The sequence below is a fragment of the Nonomuraea sp. NPDC005730 genome (genome assembly GCF_040630865.1).
Taxonomy (GTDB): Bacteria; Actinomycetota; Actinomycetes; order Streptosporangiales; family Streptosporangiaceae; genus Nonomuraea.
Genome location: NZ_JBEXYK010000115.1, coordinates 1 through 11939 on the forward strand (window position 1 = coordinate 1; position 11939 = coordinate 11939).

General features: G+C 70.8%; 11 protein-coding genes, 1 pseudogene and 1 riboswitch. Of the genes and pseudogenes, 8 read left to right on the forward strand and 4 right to left on the reverse strand.

Annotated elements, in window-relative coordinates; translation table 11 throughout:
• Nucleotides 1-43: 43 nt before the first annotated feature.
• From ABZ444_RS50605 to ABZ444_RS50615, 3 genes are all read right to left on the reverse strand, one after another.
• Complete coding sequence (locus ABZ444_RS50605) at nucleotides 44-2338, reverse strand: glycosyl hydrolase family 18 protein (RefSeq protein ID WP_358012406.1); 2295 nt, start codon at nucleotides 2336-2338, stop codon at nucleotides 44-46.
• 119 nt (nucleotides 2339-2457) lie between these two features.
• Nucleotides 2458-3501 carry a PP2C family protein-serine/threonine phosphatase gene (locus ABZ444_RS50610; RefSeq protein ID WP_358012409.1) on the reverse strand — a complete coding sequence of 348 codons (1044 nt, stop codon included), beginning with the start codon at nucleotides 3499-3501 and terminating at the stop codon, nucleotides 2458-2460.
• Between the two features lie 161 nt (nucleotides 3502-3662).
• Nucleotides 3663-5621, reverse strand: a complete 1959-nt coding sequence (locus ABZ444_RS50615; RefSeq protein ID WP_358012411.1) for a glycosyl hydrolase family 18 protein — start codon at nucleotides 5619-5621, stop codon at nucleotides 3663-3665.
• Between the two features lie 242 nt (nucleotides 5622-5863).
• On the opposite strand from ABZ444_RS50615, the gene ABZ444_RS50620 reads away from it, so the two are divergent.
• Both ABZ444_RS50620 and ABZ444_RS50625 read left to right on the forward strand, forming a co-directional pair.
• Nucleotides 5864-6211, forward strand: coding sequence for a luciferase family protein (locus tag ABZ444_RS50620; protein ID WP_352352608.1), 348 nt, complete (start codon nucleotides 5864-5866; stop codon nucleotides 6209-6211).
• Nucleotides 6212-6471: 260 nt separating this feature from the next.
• A riboswitch (cyclic di-AMP (ydaO/yuaA leader) is annotated at nucleotides 6472-6609 on the forward strand.
• Between the two features lie 14 nt (nucleotides 6610-6623).
• Complete coding sequence (locus ABZ444_RS50625; protein WP_358012414.1) at nucleotides 6624-7337, forward strand: CHAP domain-containing protein; 714 nt, start codon at nucleotides 6624-6626, stop codon at nucleotides 7335-7337.
• A gap of 51 nt (nucleotides 7338-7388) precedes the next feature.
• Here the strand turns inward: ABZ444_RS50625 and ABZ444_RS50630 are convergent, their stop codons facing one another.
• Nucleotides 7389-7937, reverse strand: coding sequence for a TetR/AcrR family transcriptional regulator (locus ABZ444_RS50630; protein WP_358012417.1), 549 nt, complete (start codon nucleotides 7935-7937; stop codon nucleotides 7389-7391).
• Between the two features lie 97 nt (nucleotides 7938-8034).
• On the opposite strand from ABZ444_RS50630, the gene ABZ444_RS50635 reads away from it, so the two are divergent.
• The 6 genes and pseudogenes from ABZ444_RS50635 to ABZ444_RS50660 form a co-directional block, all read left to right on the forward strand.
• Nucleotides 8035-8532: a nuclear transport factor 2 family protein gene (locus ABZ444_RS50635; RefSeq protein ID WP_358012419.1), complete on the forward strand. Its 498-nt coding sequence runs from the start codon at nucleotides 8035-8037 to the stop codon at nucleotides 8530-8532.
• Between the two features lie 10 nt (nucleotides 8533-8542).
• Nucleotides 8543-9766, forward strand: a complete 1224-nt coding sequence (locus ABZ444_RS50640) for a Tm-1-like ATP-binding domain-containing protein (RefSeq protein ID WP_358012422.1) — start codon at nucleotides 8543-8545, stop codon at nucleotides 9764-9766.
• Complete coding sequence (locus tag ABZ444_RS50645) at nucleotides 9766-10581, forward strand: phosphoenolpyruvate hydrolase family protein (protein WP_358012424.1); 816 nt, start codon at nucleotides 9766-9768, stop codon at nucleotides 10579-10581. Before ABZ444_RS50640 ends, ABZ444_RS50645 begins: the two co-directional genes overlap by 1 nt.
• A gap of 16 nt (nucleotides 10582-10597) precedes the next feature.
• Nucleotides 10598-11011 carry a cupin domain-containing protein gene (locus ABZ444_RS50650; protein ID WP_358012427.1) on the forward strand — a complete coding sequence of 138 codons (414 nt, stop codon included), beginning with the start codon at nucleotides 10598-10600 and terminating at the stop codon, nucleotides 11009-11011.
• A gap of 181 nt (nucleotides 11012-11192) precedes the next feature.
• Nucleotides 11193-11696 (forward strand): hypothetical protein, encoded by a 504-nt coding sequence (locus ABZ444_RS50655; RefSeq protein ID WP_358012430.1) that lies wholly within the window; start codon nucleotides 11193-11195, stop codon nucleotides 11694-11696.
• A pseudogene (locus ABZ444_RS50660) lies at nucleotides 11696-11939 on the forward strand (hypothetical protein); the annotation flags it as partial. The gene ABZ444_RS50655 and the pseudogene ABZ444_RS50660, both read left to right, overlap by 1 nt.

Genomic DNA, 11939 nt, shown 5'->3' on the forward strand with positions numbered 1-11939 from the left:
GGCGGGACGCGCGCCGTCCCGCCCGCCGGCCGGCGGGGCCTGCTCAGCAGGCGCCGACGTCCTTCCAGACGCCCCACTCGCCGGTGGTGCCGGGCTCCTGGCCCTGCGTCCACCACTTGGCCTCCCACGTGTGGGCCTTGTGCGAGACGCGCTGGCCGCCGGTGTAGACGGCCGTCGCGCTCCAGGCGGGCGCGGTGCAGGCGCCGCCGGTCGGGGTGACGGTCGGGGTCGGGCTCGGGCTTGGCGCCACGCCGCCGCGCGCCAGGTCCTGGAGCAGCCCGTACGTCCTGCCGCCGAAGGTCAGCGTGTAGTTCGCCTGGCCGGGGACGGGCAGGTAGTACACGTAGTCGAGGGTCACCGACGCGCCGGGGGCGAGCGTCTGCCAGGAGGGCAGTTTCACCGAGACCCGGTGGAAGTCGCCCTTGAGCCCGCCGATGTTGTTGCCGGTGTGCTCGCTGCTGATCACCCGCAGGCCGAAGCCCGACTGGTCCTTGGCGTTGTTCGGGGCTGAGGTCGCGTAGTCCCACTGGAACTCCGCGCCGCCCGGGATGGTGGTCTGCGTCTTGTTGGTGATGACGAGCTTGGGGTTGATCGGGTAGTTGCTGTCGCCGGCGGGGAAGCCGGTGGCCTCGATCGTGACGTCCACCTTCTCGGCGGGGACGGCCACCTTGGCCTTGGCCGCGCCGTACGGGGTGGCGGTCCTGAGCTTGTCGTAGAGCAGGCCGGTCAGGGTCTGGCCGATGAAGTACTCGCCCTTGGCGGCGTCCCAGGCGTAGTCGCCGGCCAGCTCCCAGATCATCACGCCGCCGATGCCCTGGTTCCTGACGTAGTCGGCCTTGGCGCCGAGCGACTGGTCGTCCTCGGTGGACAGGAACACCTTCTTGGTGGCGTTCCACAACCAGGGGGCGGTCAGGGTGGCGTTGTAGTTGCGGGTGTAGGTGCCGGTGAGCCGGTCCTCGGGGTCGCTCGCCGGGTCCAGGCCGTAGGCGGGGCCATAGGAGCCGGCGATGCCCTTGGCCAGGTTCATGGCGTGCCACATGGGGTTGGAGCCGGCGCCGACCTCCTTGCCGTTCTCCTCGTCGTGCCACAGGTTGTCGATGCCGCGGGCGCCGTCGCCGCAGGTGGTCAGGCCCTGCGGGCAGCTGCCGCTCGGGCCGTTGGAGGTGCCCCAGAGGCCGTTGGTGCCGCCGTTGACGTTCTTCCAGCCGCGTGTGTAGTACGGCACGCCGACGTTGATCCGGCCGGCCGGCATCGCGCCGCGGAAGTAGTGGTAGGCCCAGTCGGTGTTGAGGTAGCCGAGTCCGCCGTACTGGGCGGCGGTGTAGACGCCCCACTTGGCCAGCTCGGCGTCCTTGCCGTCGTCGTACAGGGCGGCGTTGGGGCCGACGAACTCGTTCCAGGCGCCGTGCAGGTCGTAGGACATGATGTTGACGTAGTCCAGGTACTGGGTGACCTGGAAGGTCTCCATGCCGCGCAGCAGGTAGCCGGAGGCGGGGGCGGCGACGGTCAGCATGTAGTACCTGCCGTCGGCGGCGGCCGCGGTGTCCAGCTTCTGGCGCAGCGTCTTCATCAGGGCCGCGTAGCCCTTCATCAGGCTCGACCTGCGGGCGTTGGCGATGGTCCAGTCGAGCGGGTTCCCCGCGTCCTTCATCGAGGTCGGGTACTCGTAGTCGATGTCGACGCCGTTGAACCCGTACGCGCGCACGAACGCGACGACGGAGTCGGCGAACGTGCCGATGCCCGCCTGGTTGACCGAGCCGTCGGCGTTGGTGGTCATCGAGTAGAAGCCGCCGGAGGGCACCCGGGCGCCGTTCGCGTCGAAGTAGCCGCCGGTCTCGGCCCAGCCGCCGACCGACACCAGCGTCTTGGTGCCGGGGAACTGCTTCTTGTACTTGTTCAGCAGGTTGAAGTGGCCTTTGTAGGAGTAGGCCGGGTCCATCTCGGCACCGGCGACGCCGGGCCACTCGGTCGCGGTGGCGTTGGCGTCCACGGCGATCTTGTTGCTGCCGTCGACGTGGGCGAAGGCGTAGTTGATGTGGGTGACCTTGCCCCACGGGATGTTGCCGGCCAGGTAGGCGGGCTGGCCGTTCTTGCCGGTGCGCCAGCTGGTGAAGTAGCCGATGATGCGGCGGGGGTGGTCGGCCCCCATCTTCTCGCGGCCGTCCTCGTCGTAGGCCAGGCAGTAGGGGACGTCCACGCCGGGGGTCTGGTAGAGGCCGTCCGGGCGGCAGGCGGCGTTGTCGGCCGCGGCGGTGGCCGTACCGGCCAGGGCTCCGGCGATGAGGACCAGTGAGGTGCCGCACGCGGCCAGTGCCGCGCGTAGGCGTGTGGGCTTCAAGGCCACCTCCGATGGGGCATGACTGGGGGGTTGATCGGAAGGTAAGCCTGGTGACCAGGGCCGTCAATGCTCTCTGTTAGGAAACTTTCTTAATAGTTGCCGTTCGGGTGCTCGGGCGGTCAGGATCCGGCCCGGCGCAGGATGAGCACCGCGATGTCGTCGCGCGGGGCGCCGTGCGTGAAGGTGTTCAGGTCGGCGGCCAGGGCCTCGACGGTCCTGGCCGGCGGGTCGCGGGCCCAGGAGCGCAGCCGCTGCTCCAGCGGGTAGAAGGAGCCGTCGGGGTCGCGGGCCTCGGTCACGCCGTCGGTGCACAGCAGCAGCGAGGCGCCCCGCGGGAAGGCGAAACGCGCGCCGTGGCGCGGCTCGCCCGCCAGCCCGGCCAGGCCGAGCGGCACCTCCGGCTCGCCGAGCCAGAGCTGCCCGGCGTTCCCCCCGTGGATCAGGTACGGCGCGATGTGCCCGCAGTTGACCGCGTCCACCTCCAGCTCCGGGCCGATGTCCAGGAGCAGCGCGGTGACGAACCGCTCGGGCTCGCCGGTGTGCACGGCGAACCTGTTGTGCCTGATCACGGCGTCCTCCAGGGCGTCGGCCACGCCCATGAGGCTGATCTCGCGGTAGGCCGCCTCCCGGAAGGCGCCCAGCACGGCCAGCGCGGCGCCGATCGCGGGCAGCCCCTTGCCCTGCACGTCGGCGATCATCACCCGGGTCCCGTACGGCGACGGCGCCACCTCGTACATGTCGCCGCCCACCATCGTGTCCTCCTCGATGGGCTGGTAGAGGCCGTCCACGACCACGTCGAGCGAGCGCAGCGGCAGCGGCCTGACGAGCTGCCGCTGCAACGCGGCGGCGGCCGAGCGCAACCGGCGGACCTCCTCCTCGCGCTGGATCCGGTAGCTCGCGCCGACCACGCTCATCAGCCCGAACGCCGCGGTGAAGCCGGAGACCTCCAGGTTCGTCCGCAGATTGCCGCCCAAATAGGCGACCGAGGCCGACACCACCGCCAGCACCCACACCGACGCGACCGCCGTCTGCCACACCGAGCCCAGCCCCGACACGATCGCGGGCAGGAAGATCAGCACCGGCACGAGCTCCGCGCCCCCGCCGGTGAACCTGTCCAGCCCGACCACCAGCGCCGTGATCCCGATCAGGCCGACCAGGAACACCGGTGTCGTGAAGAAGGGCCGTCTGAGCCCGCCACCCCAGAGAATCGTCGTTCACCCCCCGGTGACCAGCTTCTCCCAGGGCGTCCGTGTTCCGTCCTGCGGCGCGCCGGAGACGGCGAAGGGCCGGCCCCGAAACCCGGGACCGGCCCTGAAGTGCGAACTTACCCGAGGCCGTTCTTCATGGCCGTGAGGAGTTCGGCGTTGGTGGTGTCACCGCTGAGCTCCCAGAAGAACGCGCCGCCGAGGCCCTGGTTCTTCGAGTAGCTCATCTTGCCGCCGATGGTGCTCGGCGTGTCGTAGCTCCACCACTGGTTGCCGCAGTAGGCGTAGGCCGTGCCCGCGACCGTGCCGGTGGACGGGCAGCGGGTCTTGATGACCTTGTAGTCCTCGATGCCCTGCTCGTACGTGCCGGGCGCCGGGCCCGTCGCCGTGCCGCCGGGCGCGGCCTGGGTCACGCCGGTCCAGCCGCGGCCGTAGAAGCCGATGCCGAGCAGCAGCTTGGCGGCCGGGACGCCCTTGCTCTTGAGCTTCTGGATGGCGTTGTCGGTGTAGAAGCCGGGGACCGGGATCTTGTCCCAGGTGGTGAGCGGCGAGTGCGGGGCGGTCGGGCCCTGCGCGTCCCAGCCGCCGAAGAAGTCGTACGTCATGACGTTGTACCAGTCGACGTACTGGGCGGCGCCGCCGTAGTCGGCCGCGTCGATCTTGCCGCCGTCGTTGCCGTCGGCGGTGATGGCCGCGGTCACCAGGTTGTTCGCGCCGAAGCGCGAGCGCAGCGCGGACATCACGTTCTTGAACGCCGCCGCGCCGCTGGTGTCACAGGTCAGGCCGCAGGCGTTCGGGTACTCCCAGTCGATGTCGATGCCGTCGAAGACGTCGGCCCAGCGGGGGTCCTCCACCAGCTTGTAGCAGGAGTCGGCGAAGGCCGTCGGGTTCTGCGCCGCCTGGCCGAAGCCGCCGGACCAGGTCCAGCCGCCGAAGGAGAAGAGCACCTTCAGGTTGGGGTACTTCTTCTTCAGCTTGCGCAGCTGGTTGAAGTTGCCGCGCAGCGCGCCGTTGTCCCAGGTGTCGGCGACGCCGTCGACGCTCTCGCCCGCCTGGTAGAAGCGGTCGTAGTCGGCGTAGCTGTCGCCGATCGTGCACTGCCCGTTCTGCACGTTGCCGAACGCGTAGTTGATGTGGGTCAGCTTGGCCGCCGAGCCGCTGGTGTCGATGTTCTTGACGTGGTAGCCGCGCTGGTAGATGCCCCACTGGACGAAGTAGCCCAGCACCTTGTTGCCGCCGCCACCGCCGCCGCCCGTGGTGGTCGCGGTGATCTGGTTGCTGTCGGCCGAGCGGTTGCCCGCCGCGTCACGCGCGCGCACGGTGTAGTTGTAGGAGGTGTTGGCGCTGAGGCCGGTGTCGGTGTGCGTGGTGCCCGTGACGGTGGTGACCAGGGTGCCGCCGCGGTAGATCTCGTAGCCGGTGACCGCCACGTTGTCGGTGGAGGCGTTCCAGGCCAGCGAGACGCTGCTGTTGCTGACGCCGGTCGAGCGCAGGTTGCCGGGCACCGACGGCGGGGTCTTGTCGTCGCCGCCACCGCCGCCCGTGGTGGTCGCGGAGATCTGGTTGCTGTTGGCCGAGCGGTTGCCGGCCGCGTCACGCGCGCGCACGGTGTAGCTGTAGGCGGTGTTCGCGGTGAGGCCGGTGTCGTTGTACGTGGTGCCCGTGACGGTGGTGACCAGCGTGCCGCCGCGGTAGACCTCGTAGCCGGTCACGGCCACGTTGTCGGTGGAGGCGTTCCAGGCCAGGGCCACGCTCGTGTCCGTGACGCCGGTCGAGCGCAGGTTGCCCGGCACGGACGGCGCGGTCGTGTCGCTGCCGCCGCCACCGGAGACCTTCCACAGCGCCGCCACGTTCGGCGGCTCCCAGCCGGGCTGGGAGGTGTGCGCCTGGAGGCAGACGTAGTCGACGCCGTTGTAGGTGACGACCGTGCCCGCCGTGTAGGCGGTCCACGGGGCCCAGGCCGCCGCGTACGCCACCGCGCTGGCGGAGGCGATCGGTGGGGTGGCCACGGCCACGGTGAGGGGCAGGGCCAATGCCGCCATTCCCGCCAGGACCTTGCTCAGAATGGTGTGTTTCATGTCGCTCCGACATCCGTTGGGGGGTGTGTGGGGAGTGGGATGGGAGACTTCTGGGGAAACTATTAGGAAAGTTTCCTTTAAGTTGTGAATCGACGGTAGCCTCTGCCTGGGGGAGCGTCAATACTCATCGGTCAGGCGTCCGTAATCGTGCCGGTCAGACCCCGGACGCGCCCGTTCACGAGGGGATAACGGTTCAGGAACGGGGGCTGACGGCGGGGTGAGCCGTGGCTCAGCATTGGAGCGTGGCAGGAATCTCCGCCTGGCGGCGGACGCCCACGCGACGCGGGCCCTACGTGGTCCGCGCGGTCGCGGAGTTACGGTCCTGGCCGTCGCTGAACGTCAGCGGCACCGGTCAGCAGGTCGCCTTCGCCGTACACGGAACCGAGATCCTGCGCCTGGCCGGCCGGGACGAGATCCACGTACGGCTCACCGCCCCCGCCATCGGCCGCCTGGAGCCGTATCTGCGGGCGTGCGACCAGGTCCATGCCTGCCGCGACCGCGCCTGGGTCGCCGTCCAGGTCGACGCGGAGCCCGATCTGGAATTGTTGCTGGCCCTCACGAGCGTGGCGATAAAGGCGCACGTGGCCTGAACCGATTCGGTGCGTAGCGTTTCTCCCACGCACTGTCGAAATCAATGCCGCCATTTGCCTGGGAATTACTCGCCGGGTAGCTTGGTTGTACACAGCCGAACGGGGAGTCGTCCCAGGTAGGGATGGCATTGCCTGGGAATTACCCAGACTGGACCCGTGTTGTACAGAGTCGATGCGGACATCTTCGCATCCGGGCGTCGCACATATACCTTCAGGCCCTTTCCCGGGCCCGGGAAGACGATGCGTCAGCCCTTCGCCTGACCAAGAGACCGCTGAATCCGCCTGTGCGCGGAACCGGGGACCCATGTGTCCAATGGGGTGAATCGGCACCGTGGTGCCGTAGGGCAGCTTCCCGCCCGAACCCGTCAGCTAACCCGGCAAGCGGCACGGAAGCTCAAGGAGTAACACCCTCATGGCCAAGCACCGTCTTCACCGTGCCTACAAGCTCGACCTCGCCAAGATCGCTCTCGGCGCGACCGCCGTCGCCGGCGTGCTCGGCACGCACGCGGCAGTGAACGCCGACACCGCCACCGCCCACACCGCCACCCAGACCGCCAAGGTCGCCGGCGTGGCCGCCCAGCCGCACGTCGCGCAGAACCGCGCCGCCGACGAGAGCGCCAAGGGCAAGGTCAACGTCACCGCCGCCCAGGTGCTGGCCACGGCCCGCGCTCAGGTCGGCACCTCCGAGGACGCCAACGGCGGCGGCACCAAGTTCCAGAAGTGGTACGCCGACTCCCAGCGCGCCGCCGAGACCGCCGCGCGTGACGGCGGCAACCGCGCCATGTACCTGAACGCCCCCTGGTGCTCGATGTTCGTCTCCTGGGTCGGCGAGCAGACCGGCGCCCGCCCGCAGGTCGGCTGGGACGCCTACACCGTGAGCCACGCCAAGTGGTTCGCCGCCAACGACCGCTGGGGCACCGAGGCCAAGCCGGGCGCCGTCGTCTTCTTCTCCTGGAGCGGCAGCAAGAGCCTGAACGACATCCAGCACGTCGGCTTCGTCGTCAAGAACAACGGCGACGGCACGATCTCCACGATCGAGGGCAACACCGGCAACGGCAAGGTCGAGCAGCGTGTCCGCCCGACCTCCCAGGTCGTCGGCTACGGCTACCCGTCGTACGCCGCCTGATCCTGCGACGCGAAAGAGCGCACTCCCCGCGGGGGTGCGCTCTTTTCGCGTTCACGGCCGCCGGTGCTGGTGGACCAGGGTCGCCGCGGCCTGCCCGGCCGAGCGGGCGGCGCCCGGCTCCTGCGAGATCATCGCGGTCACCGTGGCGCCGTCGATCAGGGTGAGCAACTGCTCGGCGAGCAGGCCGGGGTCGCCGGCTCCGGCCTCCTCGGCGAGCGAGCGCAGGTAGGCGCGCAGGCGTTCCTTGTGCTCGCGCACCGCCGTACGGACGACGGCCGAACCGGCGCCCAGCTCGGCGAAGGCGTTGGCGAACCCGCAGCCGCGGAAGTCGTCCTCGGTGAACCAGCGTTCCAGCCACGCGAAGACCGCCGGGATGCGGTCGCCGGCGTCGGCCACGTACGCGGTGAGCGAGGTCATCCAGCGTTCGTCGCGCCGCCGCAGATAGGCCACGACCAGCGCCTCCTTCGACGGGAAACACTGGTAGAGGCGTTTCAGCGAGACGCCGGAGGCGGTCCGGATCTCGTCCATGCCGACCGCCTGGACCCCGCGGCGGTAGAAGAGGTCGCCCGCGGCGTCCAGCAACCGCTGCTCGTGATCCATGACACCCCTCCAGGTGCTTGCCGCGGAGAACGATCGTTCTCTACGCTATCGCACAACCCGGGAGAACGCCCGTTCTCTCGATCGGAGAGGACATCTCATGACACGCCCGCCCGTTCCGCCGTTCACCGAGGAGACCGCCCGGATCAAGGTCCAGGCCGCCGAGGACGCCTGGAACACCCGCGACCCCGACCGCGTCGCGCTCGCTTACACCGAGGACTCCGTGTGGCGCAACCGCGGCGAGTTCGTCACCGGCCGCGCCGAGATCGCCGGGTTCCTGCGCCGCAAGTGGGACCGCGAGCTGGACTACGCCCTGCGCAAGGAGCTGTGGGCGTTCACCGGCGACCGCATCGCCGTCCGCTTCCAGTACGAGTCCCGCGACGCCGCCGGCCAGTGGTGGCGCAGCTACGGCAACGAGCAGTGGGAGTTCGACGAGTCGGGGCTGATGCGCCGCCGGGAGGCCAGCATCAACGACGTCGCCATCACCGAGGAGGAACGCCGCATCTTCGGCTCCCGCCCGCTGTCCGAGCACGGCGTGGACGTCCTCGGCATCCGCCACGCGGAGATCGCCGGGGTAGGGTCGGAAGGCCGATCGTAGGAGGTCTGACATGGCGGTTCTGCTGCTGGGCACCCTCGACACCAAGGGGGAGGAGTACGCCCTCGTCCGCGACCTGATCATCCGGGCCGGCCAGGGCGTCGTCCTCATGGACACCGGCGTCATGGGCGCCCCGGAGCTGACCGCCGACGTCCCCGCCGAGGCCGTGGCGCGGGCCGCGGGCACCGGCCTCGACCGGCTCAGGAGCGCGGGCGACCGCGGCGCCGCGCTCGCGGCGATGGCGGCCGGCGCCACGGCCCTGGCCACGGACCTGCACGCCCGCGGCGAGCTGAGCGGCGTGCTCGCGCTCGGCGGCAGCGGCGGCTCCTCCATCGCCGCCGCCGTCATGCGGGCGCTGCCCGTCGGCCTGCCCAAACTGCTCGTCTCGACCATGGTCAGCGGCGACGTCTCCGCCTACGTCGGGGAGACCGACGTGACGCTCATGTACAGCGTCGTCGACGTCGCGGGCGTCAACTCCGTCTCCCGCCGCATCCTGACCAACGCCGCCGCCGCGATCAGCGCGATGGCCGCCTCCTACGACGCCGGCGCCGAGCCGTCCGGGGAGGACAAACCGCTGGTCGCGGCCACGATGTTCGGCGTCACCACGCCCGCCGTCGACGCCGCGCGGGCCCGCCTGGAGTCCCTGGGCTACGAGGTGCTGGTCTTCCACGCCACCGGCTCGGGCGGCCGGGCCATGGAGGCGCTGGCGGCCGGCGGCCACTTCGCCGGGGTGCTCGACCTGACCACCACCGAGCTGGCCGACGAGCTCGTCGGCGGCGTGTTGTCGGCTGGCCCCGACCGCCTGACCGCCGCGGGGCGGGCCGGAATCCCGCAGGTCGTCAGCCTGGGCGCCGTCGACATGGTCAACTTCGGCCCGATGGAGACCGTGCCGGAACGTTTCCGGTCACGGCAGCTCCTGGTCCACAACCCGACGGTGACGCTCATGCGCACCACTCCCGCCGAGAACGCCGGGATCGGGCGGGCGATCGGCGAGCGGCTGGCCCGCGCGTCGGGGCCGGTCACGCTGTTCGTGCCGCGCGGCGGCGTCTCGGCCGTCGACGTCGAGGGCGGCCCGTTCCACGACCCGGCGGCCGACGCGGCCTGCTTCGACGCCGTGCTCGCGGCCGTCGCGGGCAGCGCCGTCGAGGTCGTGCAGAGCGACCAGGACATCAACAACGCGGAGTTCGCCGTGGCGGCCGCCGACCGGCTGCACCGGCTGATCGAGAAGGGGGCCTGATGCGTCGCGACGAGGCACTGCGGAGGTTGCGCGCCGAGCGGGAGGCGGGCCGGCTGATCATCGGCGGCGGCGCGGGCACCGGGCTGTCGGCCAAGTCCGCCGAGGCGGGCGGGGTCGATCTGCTCATCATCTACAACTCCGGGCGGTTCCGGATGGCCGGCCGCGGCTCGCTCGCCGGCCTGATGCCGTACGGCGACGCCAACGCGATCGTCGTGGAGATGGCGGGGGAGGTCCTGCCGGTCGTCAAGGACACGCCGGTGCTGGCCGGGGTGTGCGGCACTGACCCGTTCCGGCTGATGCCGCGCTTCCTCGACGAGCTGAAGGACATGGGCTTCACCGGCGTCCAGAACTTCCCGACGGTCGGCCTGATCGACGGTGTCTTCCGGGCGAACCTGGAGGAGACCGGCATGGGCTTCGACCTGGAGGTGGAGATGATCAGGCTGGCCGCCGAGCGCGACCTGCTCACCGCCCCCTACGTGTTCACCTCCGAGCAGGCCACGGCCATGGCGCGGGCGGGCGCCGACATCCTCGTCCCGCACATGGGCCTGACCACCAAGGGCAGCATCGGCGCCGTCACCGCGATCGGCCTCGACGAGGCGGCCGTCCGCATCCAGGAGATGCGCGACGCCGCCGTCGCCGTCAACCCCGACGTCATCGTGCTGTGCCACGGCGGTCCCATCGCCGAGCCCGACGACGTGCGCCACATCCAGCAGCGCACGGTCGGCGTCGCCGGGTTCTTCGGCGCGTCCTCGATGGAACGCCTGCCCGCCGAGCGGGCCATCGCCGCACAGGTCCGCGCCTTCAAGCAGCTCTGACCAGGAGGAACCCGCCATGCACCGACGACCGGACGCCCTTCCCACGATGCTCTTCGACTGGGGGGTGATCAAATGGCACGTGACGCCCGACGCCGTGCCGGGCGCCTCCTCCACGTTCGGCGAGGTCATCATCAACCCGAACAAGGGCCACGAACGCCACCTGCACCCCGACTCCGACGAGGTCCTTTACGTCATCGAGGGCGAGGGGCGGCAGACCGTCGGCGACGACCCGGAGTTCCCGGTCAGGGCCGGTGAGGCGATCTACATCCCGAAGGGCACGCTGCACTCCACCTTCAACACCGGATGGCGGCCGCTGCGGATCATCGCGACGTACACGCCGGGCGGGGCCGAGCTGGCGCTGCGCGAGCTGCCCGGTTTCGTGGAGCTCGGCCCCGGCGACCACCCGACCTGGACGGCCGCCACGTCCTGAGCGGCGGGGCGCCGTGCGCGGGTTCGAGCCCGCGCACGGCCTCCGGCCCGCTCGACCTCCATCCGAATGATCGTTCACGTCCGGTCTGTCGGTGGCCTCCGGTAGATTTCCGGGTCTGTTGATCAAGCCCATCGGAGTTGGCTGTCGGCGCGAGCATGCCGTCAGACTGGAGGTCGATACCTTGGACGCGGACGAAACCGCGTGGGAGCAGCGCAGCGTCGTGCGGGTGGTGCCGCCGGTCCAGCCGCGCAAGCTGGCGAAGGTGCCCTTCGTCGAGCTGGCTGACGGCAGGTTGCAGGGGGTCGTGTCGAGCGGGTCCGACATCGAGCGGGTCTACGTCTCGTCGATCGCCGCCGGCACCCACGACCTGAGCTGCAGCACCAACAACAACCGCCCGTGCGGCGCGCTGCACGGCTACGCGTGCAAGCACATCCGCATGCTGGCCGACGAGGCCGTGCTCCAGTACGGCCTCGACCGGGTGGCCCGCTACCTGCGTGTCGAGGTGCCCGAGGGCGGCCACCTGATGAGCGTGCTGAACGGCACCCCCCAGCGCACCCCGGCGGCCGTGGTGTTCAGCCGGTTCCTGCGCCATCTGGCCTACCTGGAGGTGCCCGACAGCACCGAGCCGCTGGCCGAGCTCCACTGGTTCCCGGCGATGGGGCCCGAGACGGGAGAGGTGGGCTGATGCTCGACGTACAGCTCGGGGAGCTGGCCGGCGACGGGCCGGCCGGGGTCGAGGAGGCGCTCGCGCTCGCCACGGGGTTCGACGGCGCGCTCGGGCACGGGTTCGCCAGGGTCGCCGAGGAGCCCGCCGCGGCGCTGGCGGCGCTGGCCGGCGCGCTCGCGGGCGCCCCGCTCGGCGACCGGCTGGGCGAGGGGGGGGAGTCGGTGTGCGCGGGGGCGGTCGCCGACGAGCACCTGGCGGCGC

Coding starts and splice junctions, on each gene's coding strand:
- ABZ444_RS50630 (WP_358012417.1), bottom strand. CDS start 7,937: ATGGATCACGAGCAGCGGTTGCTGGACGCCGCGGGCGACCTCTTCTAC.
- ABZ444_RS50635 (WP_358012419.1), top strand. CDS start 8,035: ATGACACGCCCGCCCGTTCCGCCGTTCACCGAGGAGACCGCCCGGATC.
- ABZ444_RS50625 (WP_358012414.1), top strand. CDS start 6,624: ATGGCCAAGCACCGTCTTCACCGTGCCTACAAGCTCGACCTCGCCAAG.
- ABZ444_RS50615 (WP_358012411.1), bottom strand. CDS start 5,621: ATGAAACACACCATTCTGAGCAAGGTCCTGGCGGGAATGGCGGCATTG.
- ABZ444_RS50640 (WP_358012422.1), top strand. CDS start 8,543: ATGGCGGTTCTGCTGCTGGGCACCCTCGACACCAAGGGGGAGGAGTAC.
- ABZ444_RS50650 (WP_358012427.1), top strand. CDS start 10,598: ATGCACCGACGACCGGACGCCCTTCCCACGATGCTCTTCGACTGGGGG.
- ABZ444_RS50645 (WP_358012424.1), top strand. CDS start 9,766: ATGCGTCGCGACGAGGCACTGCGGAGGTTGCGCGCCGAGCGGGAGGCG.